General features: G+C 35.0%; 23 protein-coding genes. 7 read left to right on the forward strand and 16 right to left on the reverse strand.

Annotated elements, in window-relative coordinates:
* Position 1 precedes the first annotated feature (1 nt).
* Positions 2-550: a sigma-70 family RNA polymerase sigma factor gene (locus tag BEN26_RS12300; RefSeq protein ID WP_069798829.1), complete on the reverse strand. Its 549-nt coding sequence runs from the start codon at positions 548-550 to the stop codon at positions 2-4.
* A gap of 226 nt (positions 551-776) precedes the next feature.
* On the opposite strand from BEN26_RS12300, the gene BEN26_RS12305 reads away from it, so the two are divergent.
* From BEN26_RS12305 to bacA, 3 genes are read left to right on the forward strand one after another with little or no spacing between them, the layout of a single operon-like run.
* Positions 777-1,385: a DedA family protein gene (locus BEN26_RS12305; RefSeq protein WP_069798831.1), complete on the forward strand. Its 609-nt coding sequence runs from the start codon at positions 777-779 to the stop codon at positions 1,383-1,385.
* Positions 1,386-1,422: 37 nt separating this feature from the next.
* The gene (locus BEN26_RS12310; RefSeq protein WP_084818776.1) at positions 1,423-2,676 is read left to right on the forward strand and encodes a VTT domain-containing protein; all 1,254 of its coding nucleotides are present in this window, start codon (positions 1,423-1,425) and stop codon (positions 2,674-2,676) included.
* Between the two features lie 9 nt (positions 2,677-2,685).
* On the forward strand, positions 2,686-3,504 hold the full coding sequence (bacA, locus tag BEN26_RS12315; protein WP_069798833.1) for an undecaprenyl-diphosphate phosphatase: 819 nt from the start codon (positions 2,686-2,688) through the stop codon (positions 3,502-3,504).
* Between the two features lie 60 nt (positions 3,505-3,564).
* Here the strand turns inward: bacA and BEN26_RS12320 are convergent, their stop codons facing one another.
* The 4 genes from BEN26_RS12320 to csaA all read right to left on the reverse strand — a co-directional run bounded on the left by BEN26_RS12320 (position 3,565) and on the right by csaA (position 7,253).
* Positions 3,565-4,458, reverse strand: coding sequence for an ABC transporter substrate-binding protein (locus BEN26_RS12320; RefSeq protein WP_069798836.1), 894 nt, complete (start codon positions 4,456-4,458; stop codon positions 3,565-3,567).
* Between the two features lie 30 nt (positions 4,459-4,488).
* Positions 4,489-5,151 (reverse strand): ABC transporter permease, encoded by a 663-nt coding sequence (locus tag BEN26_RS12325; protein WP_069798838.1) that lies wholly within the window; start codon positions 5,149-5,151, stop codon positions 4,489-4,491.
* Positions 5,152-5,185: 34 nt separating this feature from the next.
* The gene (locus BEN26_RS12330) at positions 5,186-6,304 is read right to left on the reverse strand and encodes an ABC transporter ATP-binding protein (RefSeq protein ID WP_069798841.1); all 1,119 of its coding nucleotides are present in this window, start codon (positions 6,302-6,304) and stop codon (positions 5,186-5,188) included.
* A 619-nt stretch (positions 6,305-6,923) separates the two neighbouring features.
* Positions 6,924-7,253, reverse strand: a complete 330-nt coding sequence (gene csaA, locus BEN26_RS12335; RefSeq protein WP_069798843.1) for a chaperone CsaA — start codon at positions 7,251-7,253, stop codon at positions 6,924-6,926.
* A gap of 162 nt (positions 7,254-7,415) precedes the next feature.
* On the opposite strand from csaA, the gene BEN26_RS12340 reads away from it, so the two are divergent.
* Positions 7,416-7,988: a DNA-3-methyladenine glycosylase I gene (locus tag BEN26_RS12340; RefSeq protein WP_069798845.1), complete on the forward strand. Its 573-nt coding sequence runs from the start codon at positions 7,416-7,418 to the stop codon at positions 7,986-7,988.
* A gap of 2 nt (positions 7,989-7,990) precedes the next feature.
* Here the strand turns inward: BEN26_RS12340 and BEN26_RS12345 are convergent, their stop codons facing one another.
* Together BEN26_RS12345 and BEN26_RS12350 are read right to left on the reverse strand one after the other, a co-directional pair.
* Positions 7,991-8,620 carry a metalloregulator ArsR/SmtB family transcription factor gene (locus tag BEN26_RS12345; protein ID WP_069798847.1) on the reverse strand — a complete coding sequence of 210 codons (630 nt, stop codon included), beginning with the start codon at positions 8,618-8,620 and terminating at the stop codon, positions 7,991-7,993.
* 229 nt (positions 8,621-8,849) lie between these two features.
* Positions 8,850-10,019 carry a sensor domain-containing diguanylate cyclase gene (locus BEN26_RS12350; RefSeq protein WP_069798849.1) on the reverse strand — a complete coding sequence of 390 codons (1,170 nt, stop codon included), beginning with the start codon at positions 10,017-10,019 and terminating at the stop codon, positions 8,850-8,852.
* 147 nt (positions 10,020-10,166) lie between these two features.
* Between BEN26_RS12350 and BEN26_RS12355 the strand changes: the two genes are divergently transcribed.
* On the forward strand, positions 10,167-10,403 hold the full coding sequence (locus tag BEN26_RS12355) for a helix-turn-helix domain-containing protein (protein WP_068725102.1): 237 nt from the start codon (positions 10,167-10,169) through the stop codon (positions 10,401-10,403).
* A 67-nt stretch (positions 10,404-10,470) separates the two neighbouring features.
* Here BEN26_RS12355 and BEN26_RS12360 read toward each other — a convergent pair whose 3' ends face one another.
* The 3 genes from BEN26_RS12360 to BEN26_RS12370 all read right to left on the reverse strand — a co-directional run bounded on the left by BEN26_RS12360 (position 10,471) and on the right by BEN26_RS12370 (position 12,991).
* Positions 10,471-10,998 carry a hypothetical protein gene (locus BEN26_RS12360; protein WP_068725104.1) on the reverse strand — a complete coding sequence of 176 codons (528 nt, stop codon included), beginning with the start codon at positions 10,996-10,998 and terminating at the stop codon, positions 10,471-10,473.
* 83 nt (positions 10,999-11,081) lie between these two features.
* Positions 11,082-11,363 (reverse strand): hypothetical protein, encoded by a 282-nt coding sequence (locus tag BEN26_RS12365; protein WP_069798851.1) that lies wholly within the window; start codon positions 11,361-11,363, stop codon positions 11,082-11,084.
* A 74-nt stretch (positions 11,364-11,437) separates the two neighbouring features.
* On the reverse strand, positions 11,438-12,991 hold the full coding sequence (locus BEN26_RS12370) for a rhomboid family protein (RefSeq protein WP_069798853.1): 1,554 nt from the start codon (positions 12,989-12,991) through the stop codon (positions 11,438-11,440).
* A gap of 106 nt (positions 12,992-13,097) precedes the next feature.
* Between BEN26_RS12370 and BEN26_RS12375 the strand changes: the two genes are divergently transcribed.
* Positions 13,098-13,598 carry a DUF3907 family protein gene (locus BEN26_RS12375; RefSeq protein ID WP_069798855.1) on the forward strand — a complete coding sequence of 167 codons (501 nt, stop codon included), beginning with the start codon at positions 13,098-13,100 and terminating at the stop codon, positions 13,596-13,598.
* A 42-nt stretch (positions 13,599-13,640) separates the two neighbouring features.
* Here the strand turns inward: BEN26_RS12375 and BEN26_RS12380 are convergent, their stop codons facing one another.
* The 4 genes from BEN26_RS12380 to BEN26_RS12395 all read right to left on the reverse strand — a co-directional run bounded on the left by BEN26_RS12380 (position 13,641) and on the right by BEN26_RS12395 (position 17,264).
* A complete protein-coding gene (locus BEN26_RS12380) occupies positions 13,641-14,276 on the reverse strand; it encodes a TPM domain-containing protein (RefSeq protein ID WP_181482293.1) in 636 nt (211 codons plus the stop codon).
* Between the two features lie 129 nt (positions 14,277-14,405).
* The gene (locus BEN26_RS12385) at positions 14,406-16,019 is read right to left on the reverse strand and encodes an MDR family MFS transporter (RefSeq protein ID WP_069798859.1); all 1,614 of its coding nucleotides are present in this window, start codon (positions 16,017-16,019) and stop codon (positions 14,406-14,408) included.
* A 14-nt stretch (positions 16,020-16,033) separates the two neighbouring features.
* Positions 16,034-16,465, reverse strand: a complete 432-nt coding sequence (locus tag BEN26_RS12390; protein WP_082732438.1) for a MarR family winged helix-turn-helix transcriptional regulator — start codon at positions 16,463-16,465, stop codon at positions 16,034-16,036.
* A 139-nt stretch (positions 16,466-16,604) separates the two neighbouring features.
* Positions 16,605-17,264 carry a TVP38/TMEM64 family protein gene (locus tag BEN26_RS12395; protein ID WP_069798861.1) on the reverse strand — a complete coding sequence of 220 codons (660 nt, stop codon included), beginning with the start codon at positions 17,262-17,264 and terminating at the stop codon, positions 16,605-16,607.
* 168 nt (positions 17,265-17,432) lie between these two features.
* Here BEN26_RS12395 and BEN26_RS12400 point away from each other — a divergent pair, with 168 nt between their 5' ends.
* Positions 17,433-17,639: an alpha/beta-type small acid-soluble spore protein gene (locus BEN26_RS12400; RefSeq protein ID WP_068725120.1), complete on the forward strand. Its 207-nt coding sequence runs from the start codon at positions 17,433-17,435 to the stop codon at positions 17,637-17,639.
* A gap of 70 nt (positions 17,640-17,709) precedes the next feature.
* Here the strand turns inward: BEN26_RS12400 and BEN26_RS12405 are convergent, their stop codons facing one another.
* Both BEN26_RS12405 and BEN26_RS12410 read right to left on the reverse strand, forming a co-directional pair.
* Positions 17,710-18,675: a cell wall hydrolase gene (locus BEN26_RS12405; protein WP_069798863.1), complete on the reverse strand. Its 966-nt coding sequence runs from the start codon at positions 18,673-18,675 to the stop codon at positions 17,710-17,712.
* 184 nt (positions 18,676-18,859) lie between these two features.
* A complete protein-coding gene (locus tag BEN26_RS12410; protein WP_069798865.1) occupies positions 18,860-19,984 on the reverse strand; it encodes a PRK06851 family protein in 1,125 nt (374 codons plus the stop codon).
* Positions 19,985-20,198: the final 214 nt, after the last annotated feature.

Raw genomic sequence — 20,198 nt, forward strand, 5'->3', positions numbered from 1 at the left:
CTTATATAGTGCCTGTAGGAGGATGATTGGGTGACAGCAAATCCTCTCTTAATTTTTTGATTGCCCGTTTCTTCCATGTTTTAACTGTATTAGTCGAAACGTTCATTTGTTCAGCGATTTCTGCTACAGTGAAACCTTTTATCCAGAAAAGATCAAAGAATTGCTTCTCTTTTTCAGATAGGATGGACTCAACTTGTTCCTTCCAGATTCGAAAATCTAAATCTTCTGTTGTTGATAGAATCGCATTATAATCCTCTTTCCATCCATCCACTAAGATCGTTTCCTGCCATTTCTTTTCCTTCCTCAATAAAGAGGTTAAGTGTCTCCAAATTCTTTGTTTGGCGAAACTCCCAAAAAAGATCCCATAGGTTGGATCGAAATGTTGTACTGCTATAATAAAAGCTAATTGTCCTTCTTGTAGCGTCTCTTCAAAACTATGGTTGACATACTTCCTTTTTGCAAAGGATATCAGTAGTGGTTGGTATTGTTGAATTAACTCTTCCATTGCTTGTTGGTTTCCTTGCTGTGCTTGCTCGATTTTTTTATTCAAGTAATCCACCTTCACTAAATGAAGGCCGGCCTTCTTCAATTTGTGCACAGCTTTACATTATCTGAATCTATTCTATTCGTCATATCGCCTATTAAGTTGATAGAAATATATGTTCGTATTTTTTTCACAAATTAATTGAAGATGAACTTTTCTTTATTCTCGTTAGTCTTTATGTGTAAAAGAGATTAAAAAGCAAAAACCAAAGTAAGGCAAAAGGAGGATCGATTTGGTACAGCATGTAGTAATACCGTTTATTTCACACTATGGTTACTTTGGCTTGTTTAGTTTACTAGTTTTAGGCATTGTTGGGCTGCCTATTCCTGATGAAATCTTAATGATCTTTACCGGATATCTTGTCTCCCTTGGAAAACTTAATTATCTATTGACTGTTTTCATAGCTCTATTAGGAAGTATGACTGGCATGTCGATCAGCTTCGCCATCGGTTATTCCTTTGGACATCCCTTTTTCGAAAAATATGGAAGGTACATTCATGTAACCCCTGAAAAATTAGATAAGGTGGGACAATGGTTCGAGCAAAAAGGTAAGCTTGCTGTTAGTATTGGTTATTTCATCCCCGGAGTTCGTTATTTAACTGCCTATTTAGCAGGAATTAGTCAATGGGAATATAAAATGTTTATTCTCTTTGCCCTTTTAGGTGGGTTATTTTGGGTGTTTGGATTTATCACACTTGGAATTGTATTAAAAGAGCATTGGTACGTTTTTTCCATCATCTTGCATAAATATTTACAAATTACCATCATTTTAACTATATTGCTCACAATTATATTCTTTTTTTATCACTGGAATAGACAAAAAAGAGTAAGTGAAGACTAGAACCAGGAAAATTTTTGTATACATTGGAGGATCTAATGTGTTTGAGTGGATTAAAACTTTATTTGAACAATATAGTTATCTCGTCTTATTCATTTCCTTGCTACTTGAATTGATTGCCCTTCCCCTTCCCGGAGAGGCTTTAATGGGCTATGCTGGATTTCTCGTGTATCAAGGACAATTACATTGGAGCTTTAGTATTTTTATGGCTGCAATGGGTGCAATTACTGGAATGACCATTTCCTATTGGATTGGAAGACGCTTAGGAACTCCTTTTTTTAAAAAGTACGGACATTATATTCATCTAGGTCCAGAAAGACTAGAAAAAGTATCTCTTTGGTTTGACCGATACGGAAATAAATTGCTAGTCATCGCTTACTTCATCCCTGGTGTTCGGCATATTACTGGATATTTTTCAGGTACTGCAAGGATTTCTTATCGTGTCTATATGGTTTATGCTTATCTTGGTGCATTTATTTGGGTTAGTACGTTTATTTCTTTAGGAAAAATATTAGGGCCACAATGGGAACAATTCCACACTTCGATTAAAAAATATCTCATTATTGCTGGAATCATTGCTATTATTTTATTGGCGATTTTTTATCTATATCGAACTTATCGAAGTTGGTTGAAAGAAAGATTAGAAATCAATTTTAAAAAAGCTTTAGATACGTTTCCAACCCTTGGGCGTATAAAAATACTTATTGCTAGTGCAGGTATTGTTTTTATTGGCTTTTTTGCGCTTATGCTCGGTATGATTCAGGATTTTTTAGCACAGGAATTTGATCAGTTTAATAACATAACCACCTTAGTGGTCAAACTTCTCTTTGACCAGTCTTGGCAACCTTGGATGCAAATTTTTCAACACCTTTCCACTATCTTTATATTACTTCCTTTGATATTATTTACGTGGTTATGGATTATGTTAAGAAGCCCTGATCGAAAATTGGAAAGCATTTTTCTCTTTCTTGTAGTGGTTGGTGGGGAAATCTTAGATGAAGGGTTACGATTTTTGTTTCATCATACATTTCCTAGTGAACAATCCTTAACCGCTATCGTTGTTTTTGGTTTTACTGCTTACTTACTAGTACGCCATATCAAAGGGGTGTGGGTTCACAATTTGGCTATTTTTCTTGTATTATCTTTTTCATTTTTAATTGGAATAAGCCAAATCTACTTTGGAATGCAATATCCTAGTGATATCGTTGCTGGATATGTCTTTGGCGGTGTATGGCTAAGTTTACAAGTATTTTTGCTAGAGATTTTTCGGTTGTTTCCAAAAATCAATTATTAGGGGGGCACTATGGAAAAATATATCGTTTCTATCATTCAAGGGATTGTAGAAGGATTAACAGAATTTTTACCTGTTTCTTCAACAGGTCATTTGATTTTAACCGGTGAATTGCTAGGTTTTACGGGAAATAAAGCCGAAACCTTTGAGATCGTGATTCAATTGGGAGCCATTTTGGCAGTCGCTATTCTTTATTGGCGAAGAGTTTTTGGCTTATTAGATTGGAGGAAAGGATTTAAAGCTGAAGGTGGACTTTTTGCTAAAGGTCAATTAAACCTGATCCATATTTTTATAGCGATCTTCCCTGCAATGTTAATGGGACTTTTACTACATAAAGTAATCAAAACCTATCTTTTCTCGTCAAGTACTGTCTTAATCGGTTTAGTGATTGGTGGACTTTTTATGATTTATGCAGAGAAAAGAAAAACAAAGGAGACAGCTATAGAACTTGATCAAATTACTTATAAACAAGCCTTTTTGATTGGACTTTCGCAAATTCTTGCTCTTTGGCCAGGTTTCTCACGTTCAGGTGCAACGATTGCTGGTGGTTTATTAGTAGGAACAAATCATAAAACTGCTGCAGAGTTCTCCTTTATCATTGCCATTCCAATGATGGTTGCAGCTAGTGGATATGATCTATTAAAAAGCTATCAGTTCCTGTCAGTAAACGATATTGGATTCTTTGTCGTCGGTTTCATTGTTTCATTTATCGTCGCATGGTTAGCAGTTGTTTCGTTCCTTAAATTATTACAAAAAGTTAAATTAACTCCTTTTGCTATTTATCGTTTTATCTTAGCGGCCTTATTTTGGTTCTTTATTTTAAGGGGTTAAAAACCAGAAAACCCTCCATTTTCAAAAAGAAAATAGAGGGTTTATTTTTCTAATCACTGATTATTCTTTAATTAAACCTTGTGAGACGAGCCAATCATGGGCCACATCTTTTGCATCCTTACCATCAAGGTCAACTTGTGAGTTTAACTGAGACATCGTTTGATCACTTAATTTTCCTGCTAGTTGATTCAATGCATCAGCAATTTCTGGATGTTTTTCAAGCGTATCTTGTCTAACTACAGGTGCAGCATAATAAGGTGGAAAGAATTGTTTATCATCCTTTAAAACTTTTAAATCAAAGGCGGCAATTCTACCATCAGTTGCAAAAGCATCATTTACATCAGTTTTCTTGTCACGAACCGCTGCATAAGTTAAACCAGGGTCCATACCAACTACTTCTTTAAAGTTCATATTATATACCTTTTGTAACCCTTTATACCCATCAGCTCGTTCTAAAAATTCTTGAGTAGAACCTAGTACTAATTCTGATGCTTTTTCAGCTAAATCACTGTAGGTTTCAATGCCAAGTGATTCTGCCTGATCTCTTCTCATCGCTAGAGTATAAGTGTTATTAAAGCCAAATGGTTCTAGCCATACTAATTGTTTTTCATCCTTATAAATCTGCTTGACTTTGTCATAAACGGCTTGAGGATCATTCATCACTTCTAATCCTAATAGATTGATTAAAGCAGTTCCTGTATACTCTGCATATAGATCAAGGTCGCCTCGTTCTAATGCCTGAGCCACTACATTGGTTCCACCTAAGAAAGGCTTAGTTTCTACGTTTAAATCAGTTTTATCTTCAATGATATCCTTCATCATGTAGACTAACACATCTTGTTCAGTAAAGTTCTTACCTCCAATTACAATCGTATCTTTTCCACTAGAACAGCCAACGAGTGCTAAAGAAAAGACAAGAATAATTGCTAGTAAAACAAAAGTAAATTTTTTCAAAATTAGTTCCCCTTTCTATTTTAATTTTCTTTATGATCTTATTCCTTTTGGCGTCACCATGGATTCGATCCATTTAAGTAAAAAATCAAAGACCAGTGCTAAAATGGCAGCTGGAATGGCGCCAATAAGAATAATTTCATTTCTAGCCATCGAGATCCCACGGAAAATTAAATCCCCTAACCCCCCTGCACCAATTAGTGAGGCCAAGGTTCCAACTCCTACAATTAAAACGGTGGCGGTCCTGATCCCAGCCATAATAATGGGTAAGGCCAATGGGATTTCAATCATGTATAGGACCTGCTTCGATGTCATTCCCATTCCAACCCCTGCTTCAATTGCTGCTTTATCTACTCCAAGAATCCCAGTATAGGCATTTCTTAAAATAGGTAGCAATCCATAAATGGTTAATGCAACAACAGCTGGGGTATATCCAATTCCTAATAACGGAATCATAAATCCTAGTAATGCTAGACTTGGAATGGTCTGAAATACAGCAGTGATACCAATAATTGGTTCAGCTAACTTTCGATGGCGGGTTAGTAGAATCCCTAATGGAACAGCAATTAGAATCGCTAGAAGAACAGACAAGAGAGTTAATTGAATATGTTCCCATGTACCTGTTAAAATATCTGGCCATCGTTCTTGCACTATTTGTAAAAATTCTGAAAAAGTAGATTGGCTTGTTTGTTCCATTCAATCACCTCCAATGATTTTAGACGGAATATTCTTAATCATTTGAGTACTTCTTGGCCATGATCTCTACTAAACTAGCACGAGTAATGACCCCTTCTAGAAGATTTGAAGAAGTAACAACAGGTAAATAAGAAAGATTATGTTGATGAATTAATTCAATCGCAATTGTTAAAGACTGATCAGATTGAACAGTGATTAAATCAGTTTTCATCACATCTTTCACTGTTAGGGTCTCATCCTTAAAATGTTGTTGAATTTGCCATACCCCAACAGAACCAAGCAAATGATTTTCTTTATCGACAATCAATAGACTATCTACTCGATGTGTTCTCATGGTTTTCACTGCTTCAGCTAATCCACGATTTGGCCCTGAAGTTACAGGTTTCACCATGATTTCTTCTAATGATGGTAATAGATCTACTTCATTTAACCGCTCTTCACCAATAAATGATTTAACAAATTCATTAGCTGGATGTCGTAGTATATTTTCCGGTGTATCGATTTGTACAATTTTGCCTTCTCTCATAATACAAATTCGATCTGCTATTTTTAGTGCTTCATCCATATCGTGGGTAACAAAAACAATCGTTTTCTTGATTTCTTCTTGTAACCGTATCAGTTCATCTTGTAGTTGCTCTCGACTAATCGGATCCAATGCACTAAAGGGTTCGTCCATTAAGATAACATTTGGATCAGCTGCCAAGGCTCTAATCACCCCAACCCGTTGCTGTTGACCACCACTTAGTTCTTTTGGATAACGATCCCGATAAATCGCTGGATCCAATCCAACCATGGTTAACAACTCATCTACTTTATTCAAATACTTTGTTGTGTCCCATTTTTTTAACTTGGGTACCAAGGCCACATTTTCTCCAATGGTCATATGGGGCAATAATCCGATTTGTTGAATGACATAACCAATATTACGTCGTAACTCTACTGGATTCATCGTGTTAATTTCTTGGTTATCAATATAAATGGCTCCTTCACTTGGATCAATCAAGCGGTTGATCATTTTCATTGTTGTTGTTTTCCCGCATCCACTTGGCCCAATCAGAACCAATAATTCGCCCTTTTTGATATGAAGGTTGATATTGTCTAATGCTCGAAATCCATCATCATAAACTTTGGACACATTTTCAAAACGAATCATAGCTTGCCTCCTTTGCAAAACGAATACAATAAAATTCTATCATAAAACTGTATTATCACTCAAAACGGATAATCTACTGTATTCATACAGATCCTAGTCAAACCTTTCAATAAACAAATTCAGCATTTTTTCCCTTACATATCCTTTCATATCCTCCATGATCCTACCTTGTCCTGTCGAATAATCTTGAATTACAAAAGCATAGAATAGAAAAGTTTCTTAAGTTCCCTTATCATCATGCGATATGTCATTTATTTTATTTTACGTTTTACCCATTCAATAAGCACTTTTCATAAAGAATCTAAAGGTCAGAGTGTAAAATAAGAAAAGGGTTGTATATTCCATTGCGCTCCGTCATCCATGCCCTTCTATAAAAAAAGATTAAGAAGAAAAGGGCACTTCTGAAGGCACACAAAGTGTACAAGTCGTGCTACACAGCTAAAGCTGCAAGTCACGCTATGTCGCAGCTTATGGAATATACAAACCCCTAAATGACAAGTGGAAGAAAGTTATACTTTGCTTATTTACCAATTATGGCAAGACCCATATATATTGCTGCACCCCAAATAATGAATGCAGACACTTCACCTTATTTAATTTTTATTGCTATACACTTCCATCAAGCTATTGGCGTGCCATTGGGTACTTTTTCATCTGGAGTTAATAGAATCACATCACCTTTTTCAGGCACTCCCCCTAACACAAGCACTTCTGATTCAAATCCAGCAATTCTTCTCGGTGGAAAGTTCACAACTGCGACAACTTGTCTACCAATCAATTGATCTGGCTGATAACGTTTGGTGATTTGCGCACTGGAACGTTTCATACCTAGTTCACCAAAATCGATCAATAGCTTTATAGCTGGTACTCTTGCTTCTGGAAATGGATGAGCTTCAATCACAGTTCCTATGCGAATATCTAGTTTTAGAAAATCCTCTATTGTGGCCATTTTAATTCCTCCCATTTTTTCGTACATAATTGGACTGACCCTATTCTTCTTGCTTATTATCATGTATCATAATAAAATTGAAATTACTAAATAAGTTTGATCATAAGTTATCATTACATATAAAATAGAGATATTAAAATCTATATCCTAGGAGAATCAATGATGAAGAGTCGATGTGCATGGGTAACAGATGACCCACTTTATATTGACTATCATGATCAAGAATGGGGGGTTCCCGTTTTTGATGATCAGAAATTGTTTGAGTTCCTTATTCTTGAAGGTGCTCAAGCAGGATTAAGTTGGATCACCATTTTAAAGAAAAGAGAAAATTATCGTCACGTTTTTGATGAATTTGACCCGAAAAAAGTGGCCTTATACGACTCAAAGAAAGTTGAAGAGCTACTAGTCAATAAGGGAATTATTCGTAATCGCTTAAAAATCCAATCATCAATCACCAATGCTCAAGCATTCTTGAAAGTTCAAGAGGAATTTGGTTCTTTTAGAGAATACATTTGGTCATTCGTAGATGGACAACCGATCATCAATCATTGGAAAAGCAAAGAAGAAGTCCCTATCACCACACCACAATCAGATCTGATGAGTAAAGATTTAAAAAAGCGGGGTTTCAAATTTGTCGGTTCAACCATCTGCTATTCCTTTATGCAAGCAACTGGAATGGTGATGGATCATACAACCAATTGCTATAAGTATAAGGAACTAGTGGGCAAAGCATAAGTTTATTCTGGCTTTGCCCACATTTCTTTTGGATTCATTTCATAAATTCCGTTTTCCCGATACATAAAAGAATTGACTATAAATTCTCTACGAATCGTGGCAAAGTCTTCATGAAATTGTTTAATATGTTCATTAATCTCTTTCTCCGAGTATTTCTTCCCTTGCTCTAACTCTTTTATCATATATTCTAAAACGAATAACTTTTTCTTTCTTTGAGAAGGTATATTTTTAAGCTTTCCATTTGGGGTAAAGAAGTTTTTGATCACTTCTACTTTTTGCTTTTCTAGTTTTTCCTTCTTCATTTTCTCCCTTTCCGTTTCTTCTTCCATATCCTCACCTCCTAATTGATCACTTAGCTCATGAGAAAAAACGACTTTAATAATTGATTCTGCCTTTCTTCTTAAGGTTTTTTCATCTAAATAAAAATAAATGGTGTTCTTATCCCTTCGTTCATAGATCAGTCCTACTTCTCTTAACTTCATCATATGGTGTGTAATCGTTGGTGGCTTAACTCCTAATTTGCCAGCCAATGCCTGCCCGTGTAATGGCTCTTTTGCTAATAATACAAGAATTCTTATTCTTGTGGGATCTGCTAATACTTTATGAAAGTTAACAAGCCGATCAAGCTGCAAACCAATTCCCCTCCAACCTGTTAGATGAAATAACTTTAAAAAATAAAGACTTGTTTAATATTTATCTAATTAGATAATAATCAAATCAACTACCAATATCAACTTTTTTTTATTTCAATATAAAAAAAGGGTTGTATATTCCATCGCGCTCCGTCATCCGTGCCCTTCTATGAATAAAGATTACGGAGAAAAGGGCACTTCTGAAGGCACACAAAGTGTACAAGTCGTGCTACAACCCTTTTCGTAAGGCATTTTCCAATTGCAGTTTTCGGTAGTATTTATCACTCAATTCCGTGGTATAAAAACGATACGTATTCTTCCCATCTTCCTTTGCCAAATACATAGCAATATCCGCACTACGTATAAGGTTTTCAATATCTTCACCGTCATACGGGTAAATGCTTATGCCAATGCTAGGTGTAACAAATGTTACATGACCCATTAATAGAAATGGAGATTTAAACTCATTAAGCATTCGCTCAGCAATTTTTGTAACCTCATTTCTACCGATATTCTCAAGCAAGACAACAAATTTATCACCACCATAATGAGAGACTAGATCATTTTGACGAATGCAATTCTTTAATCTTTCAGCAGCCTGTTGTAATAGCAAATCTCCAACATTGTGCCCTAAAGTATCATTGACTAACTTAAAGCGATCTAAATCAATGAACATCAATGCCGTAATCATTTTTTGCTGTTCTGAACGTTTGATGAAATATTGAAGGTATTTATTCAAGAGATATCGATTAGATAAACCTGTTAAGGCATCATAAAAGGCCAGTTGATTAATTTTTTTCTCTACCTTTTTCTGCTCTGTCACATCATGAATGGTACCTATGAAAGCATTTTTATCATGGTAGACTGTTTTTGAAGCATGTAGCTCTATATAAATGATACTGCCGTCTTTTTTTATCCCTCTTATATGTTCATGTATATGTTCAACATTCTGACTCATCTTCGCATATTTTGTAAGTAACTCTTTATCTTCAGGGATGATCAGATCCAAAATATTGATTTGAGCAAGTTCTTGATTTGTATAACCAATAATTTCTTTAAAACGAGGATTTGCATAAATAATTCGTCCATTTTGATAAATATATATTCCTACAAATGCACCCTCAACCAAACTCCGATATTTGGCCTCTGTTTCCATTAGTGTTTTCTCAATTATCTTACGTTCAGTAATGTCCCTGACAAGCTTTTTCCTACTCTTCGTTAGCTCTTCAAGATATAATCTTGATTTGTCATATTGCACCCCAAACCATAGGGTGATAAAAGTAGTGATCGCAGCAATGAACAAGTCATGACGATCAATATCCAATTCTACAACACTATGAAAAGCAACAACGATTAGACCTACAAAAACCGCTGTTATTCTACCTAGATACTTTTTCAATTTTAATCCCCCCCATCATTCGGCTTCTTTCACAAACATTACTATTTTACCATAGCGTTCTCTGAAATTGTAGACTGTTGTCCGTGGACAACTTCCTTAATAAAAAATCATAATGGTTCAAGAATCCCAAAAAAAGGAGAAACCAGCTTGGACGTTCAAATTATCTTTGGTAAAGTTTTAAAAAACTTAAGGGTTAACCGTAAGATCTCCCAAGAAGAGTTGGCTTTTCGCTCAAAGCTTGATCGTACTTATATTAGTTTATTAGAAAGAGGAAAACGCAAACCTAGCTTGAACACGATTTATGCCCTTTCAAAGGCATTAAGTATAAAGCCTTCTGAATTAATTAGAGAAGTTGAAAATGAGTATCAATTAGACGATGAATAGCCTCCATAGAGTCAAGGTCACTCACGAACAGAGTGACCTTTATCAATTGATGATAAAAAAATGAGCTTTATATCCCTAGATAAGGGATTTGTTCTTCTTTTGCCGTGAAATAGTCCCCTTTGTGATGCAAAAACTGATAGCGATGTTGAACTAAGGCCACATGGCGAAGTTGCTGTTTACAGTAATTCACTCCGTGAGCACAATAAAGCGTATGGTTTCCCTTCAATGACAATTTTGTTACAGCTCTATTTTCACTATTGATTCCGATAATCGCCTGGGCGATTATCCAACCCATTGTAAATTCATCTTCTGGTTTACTCGCAACTTTAAATGGTGTTAAAATCCAGTCCTCAGTCAATGGAAGAGGAATCATCTGACTCTTTCCTATAGCTTGTCCATACTGTTTCCGCAAGGCTACGATATCATATCCAAAGAACTGAACAATTCCATGTAGAAATGAGTGTGCGGATGTTGGTAATTCTTCTGAGGTTCCGTCTACGTATAGTACCTTTAAATACAAGCCTTCTCCTGCTACTGCTGTAGCAAAAAAGGCACATCCCTTCGATAAAAACGGATAAAATTGTATTCTTTTCACAGAATCCCCTACCCCCTTTGTTATCATTATATACAAACATATGTTCCTATTCAAGTATTAAAAAAAACCCTGATTTTGGCAAATCAGAGTGCTAATCGTTTTTTTGCTTCATCTAGATCCATATCCAATTTTATAATCATATATAATGGACTAGCTGGAGAGATAATCTGTTTTAGGGATTGAAATAAAATAGGTCTTTCATTTCTTAAAATGGTGACAACCTCTACAGTAGGGGGAATCGTATTTTTGACTCTTAAAAGAGTATTTAAAAAATCAATTACTTTATATACGTCTTTCCGATGATCAGTAATTTCTTCTAAAAAAGAATTGAATTCTTTAATAATAGTTTGGTCATATTCGCTCATCTTATTGTCTCCTTTTCACGATGTTTATTTTTATTTTACATCATAAAGAAAGGGAAACATATGAACCATTTGTCCTATTGTATTTCTTTTAATAATTGTTTTGCCTCATTAAAATCTGGATTGATTTCTAATGCTTTTTGTAAATGCTGGATTGCTTCCTGCTCGTTTTTCTCAAAGATAGAAATGAGGGCAAGATAATAATGAGCTTGATACAATTTTGGTTGTAACTCCAGACTTTTTTGATAATACGCTGCAGCCTGTTCCAATTGTCCTTCTTTCAGTAAAGTGCTAGCAAAATAATAATGTGCATAAGGGTTATCTGGGTAAGATTTAACCAATTGGTTAAATAGGGTGTGTGCTTCATTTAGGTTATTATTTTGTAACGCTTTTTCCCCCTTTAAAAGAAGAGCTTCGCTTCCTTTCACTTCCCGCCCATTAATTCCCCACCAAGTACTAACTGAAACGATAAGTAAGATCATGGTTGCAGTTAAAGTAACCAACCATTTATTATGCTTCTGATTTGGTAGATGGACGATCGCTGCTATCAAAAACCCACCAATGAGTCCCCCAAGATGGGCATAATTGTCGATGTTTGGAACCACCATTCCAAAAACGAGGTTGACCATGATTACACTAATAATATCCTTTCCCATGGTTCTAAAAAATAGATCAGGATTCACATAGCCAAAATATAATAATGCGCCAAAAAGGCCAAAAATTGCACCTGATGCCCCTGCTCCAATGTTATTTGGAGCAAATAAAAAGCTGCTAATATTCCCAATGATCCCAGCGAACAAATAAATGAGAAGAAAACGAGTTGATCCGTAAATTCTCTCTGTCATCTGTCCAAGATAATGCAAGGCCACATTATTTAATGCAAAATGGAGAAATCCAATATGTAAAAAAATCGGGGTAAAGAGTCGCCAATACTCTCCTTGGGTGATGAGAAAGGATTCCTTTGCACCAAAATCAAGAAGTACTTCTGTATCGGTGCTTCCACCCTTTAGGGTCATCAATAAGAAAAAAACTGCATTAATTGCAATAAGGAAATAAGTTAGGATTGGTTTCCCAAATTGAAATACTTGTTTATATTCCTCTTCTTTGCGTTTTTGTATCTCTTTCATTTCCTCTATTAACTGTTCAGGTTCTATCGATATGGGATTTGAAAAAGAATCGACAAAAGGTTCTTTTGTTATTTTTAAGTATTCAAAAGCGCCTTCGGGAATGCCTAGTTGTTGGTTCTCTAGATCAACATAACCAAAAAATAAATCTAAATGGTTTCCTAATGTTTTAGAGGATTGAGCAATCATTTGTTGAATTTCATAAGTAGGTATAGCTTGAAAAAGATAAATATTGAAAAAATCCATTCTATTAGCCGATACTTGTCGGGAGATTTGATCTGCTTTTATTACAGCTTGTTCCATCTCTTGCTGCAAATGATTAGGCCAAATAAAGTCAATGGAAACCAAACGGAGATAAAGGTATCTTCGTCCAACATTTTTTATAAAATGTAGGGTTGGAAAATGATCATTTATACCCAATTGGTCTTCTATATGAAATAGGGAAAAATCTTGTTCTCTTATTAAATTAGCAGCGACAGACCACATATAATCTTTTGAAGAGATCAAAAGCGAAACACCCACCATTCTTAGAATACTTATCTATTTTATCAAATTTTCATACCAAAGGAAATGATTGGGTGTTACAATAAAAAGAAAAGTGGAGGAATCGGAAATGCCTGAATCTCAAATTAAACAGCTTATACTTTTATCACAAAATTTGTTAAAAGAAATCAATGAATCACTTGAACATTTTTTGAATTTCCATGCTGTAAACAATTTAGTCTACAATGAGGGGCAAATAGTGAAGACATGTGAATTATTATCTGATTTACGCCATTTATTAGTCAACTGTGAAAATACTTATCAAAAACTAGGGGTTGTTGCTAGAAGCCATCATTTTAATAAGGATTTTGCAGAACAAATTCTTTATGAAACGGTCTATCTTTGTGTACATAAATTCTATTACCCTGCACACGAAGTCTATGAAGAGGATGGTAGACATTCCTACACCGGAAAAGATGCGATCAAATTTTCTTATACCCCACACCCTGATATAAAAAAAATCATTCTTGCATTATCCAAAACCTTTGAAGTCTTACGTGAAGAATTAAGCTATTATGAAACAGATTATGTAACCAAAAAAAGACTGCAACAAGGAGAACAATTTGATTAGAGCAGAAATAAAACAACCCTTACTTTGAATAGTGAAGGGTTGTTATTTTTTGCGTTTTAAGTGCTTTACGATCCAAAAAATGACAATCAAAATGAACAAACCAACAATCCATAGGATTTGGTTCATATTGTTTGTAGAAGAGTGATCTTCTTCTGCTATTAGCTTTATTGGTGTCTCCGGAATTTTGGGTGAATCCTTTTTTTCTACAAGATATTTTGAAAAATCTTGGCTAATTCCTTTTGTTAGATTGATTAATGCAAGAGGAACAGACCCAGCTTTCACATTGGGAACGAAATATTGTTCAATTTCAGTTTTAAAAAAAGCATCATCTAATCCTTTTTTTTGTAGCGCCTCGCCAGTAACAGCAAAGATTTCCTTTTGATCGGTAAATATCAGAATCATAATCGTATCCTGCGAAAAATTTCTCTGTTGAAACATTGTTTTGGCCTCAAGATCGATTCCTTCCTTGCCACTTGGAAGAACGATAATCTTGTAGATTTCAGGCAATTTTTTAACTTCGTTTTCAATTCTTTCCTTATCTGATTCAGAAAAGTATTGATACGGATCGTCTACCACAAAATCCTTTTCTTCTGCTTTTGCTATGATTATCCGTCCCTGATTCGATAGGATTAGGACAAGGAATAGTAAAGCCCATATTTTAATAAAACGGCTATACATCATTGTTCAATCCTTTCCTTCTTTTCCAACATCTCATATTTCGACAAATCTATTATACCATAGAAAAAGGAAAAAAAGAGGCTAAAACAATGAAAAAAGATTGAATAAGTTAATTTTAGAATGCTTTGGTTATTCTTGAACTAAAAAATCATGATTTGTTTTTTCTTTCTTTATTTCTCTTTTATTCTCACGAGTTGATTTTCTTAATGGTATTTCTTTCAAAAAAAATACAAGAACTAAGTTGATAAACATAATTAAAAATCCATAGAAGAAGACAGATTCAATTGCATGAGAAAGAGCAACTCGAACGGCTTCTAAAATTTGGTTAAAAATGTTTAAAGTTTCAGGTGGGATCGTAGCCTTAATCTTTTCTATCCCCTCGGGATCAAATAATACCTGAGGATTTGTTAATTGATTTAAACCTGATTTGGCAAATAACTCTTTTGCCTTTGAAGGAATAAGTTTAGCAAGATCTTCATTCATTTTATGGGACATAATCGTTCCCATGATCGCGACGCCAACCGTTCCACCAATCTGTCTAAATAACTGAACAGAGGATGTGGCCACACCAAGAAATTGTGGTGAAACCGCATTTTGCACCGTTAGTACAAACAAAGGCATGATTATTCCCAATCCTGCTCCTAAAACAACCATATTGATTACAGCCGTTATATTTGTTGTGTTGATATCCATACGAGACAATAAGTACATGGAAATAACAACCACTGTCGCTCCAAAAATGGCCAACTTTTTATATTTCCCAGTTTTTGAAGTGATTTGACCACTCAGTGTACTAGCGATCACCATGCTAATCGTCATTGGCATAAGAACTAATCCTGATTGAGTAGCTGAAGAACCGATTACACCCTGTATAAATAAAGGAATAAACATGATCGAGCCAAATAATCCAATTCCTGTTAAGAAACCAATAGTATTAGCAACAGTGAAAATACTGTTTTTAAACAAATGTAGTGGCAAAATTGGATCAGCTACCTTACTTTCTATCAAAATGAATAAGAATAGGCCAACTGCAGCGATAATAAATAAAGTAATAATTTGTGTTGAACCCCAAGCATACTTATTACCTGCCCATGAAAAACCAAGCAACAAAGGAACTAAGGTAACCACTAAGAACATGGCTCCAAAGTAATCTACTTTCGCTTTTTCTACACGAACTTCATGTTTAGGAAACAAAATATAAATCAAGATCAATGCAAAAATTCCAGTTGGTAGGTTCACCCAAAAAATCCAATTCCAAGAGTAATGATCAACGATAAATCCTCCTAATGTCGGACCAATAATACTAGATAATCCAAAAACTGCACCCATCAAACCTTGCCATTTTCCTCTTTCTGCTGGAGAAAATAAATCCGCAACAGTAGTCATGGATGAGGACATAATCGTACCGCCACCCAAACCTTGAATTCCCCTATAAATAATTAATTGGGTCATTGAAGTTGCCGTCCCTGATAAAAATGCTCCAATCATAAAGACACTAATTCCAGAAATTAAAAACCATTTACGGCCATAAATATCAGATAGTTTTCCCACAAGAATGACAGTGATGCTTGTTGCTAACATGTAAATTGTAAAAATCCAAGTATAATAATCCATACCACCTAAATCAGCTACAATTTTTGGAAGAGCTGTATCTACGATGGTCTGACTTAAAGAAGCAAAAAACATGGCCATCATGATGGTTAACATGACGGTAATTTTCTTTTTATTTTCTAAATGTTCCATTTGATCTCCTCCATCTATGATGTTTTCATATTATCCCTTATTTTTTTATAAATACGTATTAAATGTTGAAGATCTTCTACGGGAAGACCTTCCATATATTTCTCCATCATCTGATGACGATATTGGCGAAACTCTTGAAGAAGCTCTGTACCTTTTTCTGTTATGTGCAAATAAACAACACGTCTATCCTCGTCACAACGATCTCTTTCAGCCAGTTCTTGGCGGATTAATTTATCTGAAAGTGCAGTTACAGCTGGTACACTTACACCCATTTTTTCTGCAACTTCGGTTATTTTTAAAGGTCCTTGATCATTTAGCATTTTTAAAACCCAAAATTGACTCCAAGAGATTCCTGACTTGAGAAATTTATTTTTCTCAATGCCAATCATTTGCGTAATCTCGTAAAAAATACTGGTAAACTCTTTTATTAATGTTTTTTTATCCAACACTTAATCCTCCTAATATTTAAGTGACTTAACTATTTTAATCAAAATCATAAATTAATGCAACACCCAAATTAGCCCACAAAAATAAGGAACGGAAGCTTATTTCACTTCAGTTCCTTTTATCTTAAAGTTATGAAAGTCATTTACCTTTTAGGGTTAATCTTTTATTCAATAGATAACCAATCCATACAAGCAAAGTGAAAATAATCACGACAATCATGAGTCGCTTAGGATGTTGCTTAAAGTAAACCATATCATGCCCCATCAGGGTTTCAAGGAATACAATCGGTAATTTGCCAACCACCGTAGACCAGAAAAATTGACGAAAAGATAAGGGAGAAATACCACCAATAAAATTTACAGCACTTGAGGGAATCACAGGGATGACTCTTGCTAACAGGAAAATAAAAAAGCCATTTTTCTTAATATGTAAATTTAGCTTATCCAAAAGCTTATACTTTGATGCCTGCTTCATTGCATAATCTTGTGCTAAATATCTTGCAAATAAAAAAGAGACGATTGCGCCGATCACTGCAGCCATCCAACTAATCCAATAGCCATGCCACAAACCAAAAACTAGTGCATTTGCCCCTGCTAAAAGAACGAATGGGATAAAAGGAAAAAAGGTTTGAATAATTACAATGATAATGCTAATCAGAATGGCTAACCAACCATACGATTTCAAATGCTTAACCAGTGCATTCAAGTTCCCATGTCTTAAAATCGTACCCATTTCCGTACCAAAAAGCAGATATCCTAAAACAAATATTACAATCCCAATGATCACCCATTTTTTCACAAGATGACTGCCCCCACTATTAAATTCCTATTCCTTTTTTATTGTAACATAATCAACTTTGTTGTGATTAGCTTTATTCAAATATAACTTTTGCTATTAATCAGATATACATTCTTTAACAGGTATGATTCGTTAAACTAAACCAAAAATAATATTGGGGGTGATATTTTGAGCAGAAGAAACCGCTTAATCAATCCGAAGGCTGAACAAGCGATGGATCATTTAAAATATGAAGTCGCTAAGGATTTAGGTCTAGATGATGACATCAGAGATCGTGGCTTTGGAGAAATGACAACAAGAGAAGTTGGCAAAATTGGCGGGAATATGGTTAAAAAGATGATTACTATTGCCGAAGAGCAAATGGCTAATCGATAGTGCTCAAAACAGACAGCCTTCCATATGGGGCACCTTGAATTGGGTGCCCTTTATCACTTTTGTGGGTGAGTTATCGAACAAAACGATGGTTACCTATGGTTTTGATCACTTTCTTTTGCGTAAAGAAAGAACTCTTTGTAACCTTGGGATTGTAAAAATATAAAGCTCCTTCCACAGGATCTACTCCTTCTAACGCTTCTCTTGCAGCTTTATATGCACTATCGCTAGGGGTTACCTTATAAATCTCCCCTGTTCTTACAGGTGTAAATTGACCCTTTGCAAAAATAACATCATAGATCGAATTAGCAAAGCTATCCTCTAATACTCGATTGATAATCACTGCCCCAACAGCAACTTGGCCTTCATATGGTTCATTACCAGCTTCTAAATAGATAATTTTTGCTAACCATTCTAATTCCTCATCTTGAAATGAGATCACTGCTTTTGCCTTTAATTGATCAACCGTAGTAACCTCAACAGATTCTAGATAAATTTTGGAACCAACTGGTAGATTGTTTTCATCAGCGATTTGATTCCAAGCTTTTAAGTCTTTAACTGGAATTCCAAACACTTGTCCGATACTTGCTAATGTATCGCCTTCTTGAACATTGTATGTAATTTTTTCACTAATATAAACCGTTTTGGTCGTATTATCCCAGTCAACATTATAAAACAATGCTTCAGAAACAAAACGAATGGGTACATAGGTCGCATTATTAAGAATGATAGCAGGTGCGTCCATTAAAATCTTTTGTTGATCACGCGTTGCAAATCTTTCTCCAATCTTAAATTGAATCATATGGTTCTCTTGAGTAAAAGTAACTTGTTGTAAGTCACTATCCCAATTTAATTCGGCTCCTAAAAATTCAGATATCTTACGTACAGGCACATACGTCCTCTTATCAATCAATCTAGCATCTGGTTGATCGATAAGCTTTCCGTTAATCTTTAACTGAATAGAGGATGCATCTGCCTGAACCCCTACAAAGAGGGATATGATCAAAAATAGGACAATCAGACTGATTTGCTTCTTCATTAAATTCTCCTTTCGCCACTGAAAATGATTAAAAAAATCTATTTTTTCCATTGTAACATGAATTTGCTTCAAAAATCATAGTTAATTTTAGCAAATTGATGTTTTTATAAAATATATAGATAGTGTTATATCAAAAAAAAGAACCCTCTTTAAGATTATTCTCAAAAAGGATTCTTTTCGTTATTTAAAAAATTACTTCGCTTTTATATTGTGCTTTCTCCTCAGCATATTGCAAAACTTCATCAAGAATTTCTTCTCTTTTGGCATTAATCCGCTCAAAGTCCATTGCCGCTACATAATATCTTTCTAATAAATCATGAAGTCGTTTTGCCTCTTTAATATAATTGGTTCCAATGGTCATTTTAATTTTATATCTTGATTCTATATTGTGTAATTCTTTTTCCTTTTCCACTTCTACATTCGGGTTGATACATAGTGCAAACATATCAACAATTTCATCATTATCTCTTGTTGCATCAATGACGTGGGGAGCAGTTCCATCAAGAACAGCGACACTCAACGTTGGAATGATCACCATATCTAAACTATTAGGATCAAATCCACATGGAAAATACTCTACAGACAAGCCTAATTCTTCAGCGCGTTTTCCGATCTTTTTCATCATCGTTGATTTACCACTACCAGGACGCCCTTTTACAATATATCTCTTTTCTTTATCCTCGGTAATATTATCGATAAAATTTACCGCTCCTTGTGGAGTAGCAGCACCAAAGAAAATGCGTTTTGTCGTTGGATTTTCTTCCTTTGTGATTTCCCTAGTAAAAATTTTTTCAATTAACGTTTCTGTTACTTCATTTGCCTTATCAAAATTCATTTCTGCCAAGTAAATTTCTTCCCATTCGTCATGAATCGATTTTGCTTCTGCAAATTGTTCATAGGCTCGTTTAAAATTAGCCGAGATGTCTTGTGTTAGTTTGATGATTTCCTTGCCATTCTCTTTAAGCTTTTTATCATCCCAAAATTCACCGAGGTTAATAATCTCATCGATAACCCCTGGAAATTTTGGATCTACGATATGAGGAGCTGTTCCATCTACAAAACCTAATTTCAATTCAGGAATAATCACTCCATCTAAAGAGTTATTGTCTGACGAACAATGAAGAAATTGAATGTTGTATCCTTTATCTGCCATCGTCATGCCAATCGTTCTCATAAATGATGATTTCCCTGTCCCAGGGCCACCTTTAAATATATATAAACGGTCTAATCCCTTTAAAGCCTCATCATATAAAGAATAAAAACCAACACTCGTATTTCCGCCTGCATAGTAGTTTTTAATTGTACTCATATGTCTTCCTCCTAGTTCTACATATCTTTCGTTTAGGCCATTCGCCTAATTTAGTCTATGCGGTATAATGCAAAATGTTCCTCTAATTGAATCAATTTCATAATTATGAGCCCTACGGGCTCAAGGCTTTTAAAAGCTAAAAAAAGGAGTACCTCCCCAAAATGTCGAATGAGTAAGTAACGACACCAACTCTAAGACTGGAGGAAGACTCCCT

Source organism: Tepidibacillus sp. HK-1 (assembly GCF_001748485.2).
GTDB lineage: Bacteria > Bacillota > Bacilli > Tepidibacillales > Tepidibacillaceae > Tepidibacillus_B > Tepidibacillus_B infernus.

Excerpts from the sequence above, each read along its gene's own strand:
- BEN26_RS12325 (WP_069798838.1), bottom strand. The coding sequence starts at position 5,151 with ATGGAACAAACAAGCCAATCTACTTTTTCAGAATTTTTACAAATAGTG.
- BEN26_RS12385 (WP_069798859.1), bottom strand. The coding sequence starts at position 16,019 with ATGGAACATTTAGAAAATAAAAAGAAAATTACCGTCATGTTAACCATC.
- BEN26_RS12340 (WP_069798845.1), top strand. The coding sequence starts at position 7,416 with ATGAAGAGTCGATGTGCATGGGTAACAGATGACCCACTTTATATTGAC.
- BEN26_RS12380 (WP_181482293.1), bottom strand. The coding sequence starts at position 14,276 with ATGTATAGCCGTTTTATTAAAATATGGGCTTTACTATTCCTTGTCCTA.
- BEN26_RS12410 (WP_069798865.1), bottom strand. The coding sequence starts at position 19,984 with ATGAGTACAATTAAAAACTACTATGCAGGCGGAAATACGAGTGTTGGT.
- bacA (WP_069798833.1), top strand. The coding sequence starts at position 2,686 with ATGGAAAAATATATCGTTTCTATCATTCAAGGGATTGTAGAAGGATTA.
- BEN26_RS12365 (WP_069798851.1), bottom strand. The coding sequence starts at position 11,363 with ATGAGCGAATATGACCAAACTATTATTAAAGAATTCAATTCTTTTTTA.
- csaA (WP_069798843.1), bottom strand. The coding sequence starts at position 7,253 with ATGGCCACAATAGAGGATTTTCTAAAACTAGATATTCGCATAGGAACT.
- BEN26_RS12330 (WP_069798841.1), bottom strand. The coding sequence starts at position 6,304 with ATGATTCGTTTTGAAAATGTGTCCAAAGTTTATGATGATGGATTTCGA.
- BEN26_RS12375 (WP_069798855.1), top strand. The coding sequence starts at position 13,098 with ATGCCTGAATCTCAAATTAAACAGCTTATACTTTTATCACAAAATTTG.
- BEN26_RS12405 (WP_069798863.1), bottom strand. The coding sequence starts at position 18,675 with ATGAAGAAGCAAATCAGTCTGATTGTCCTATTTTTGATCATATCCCTC.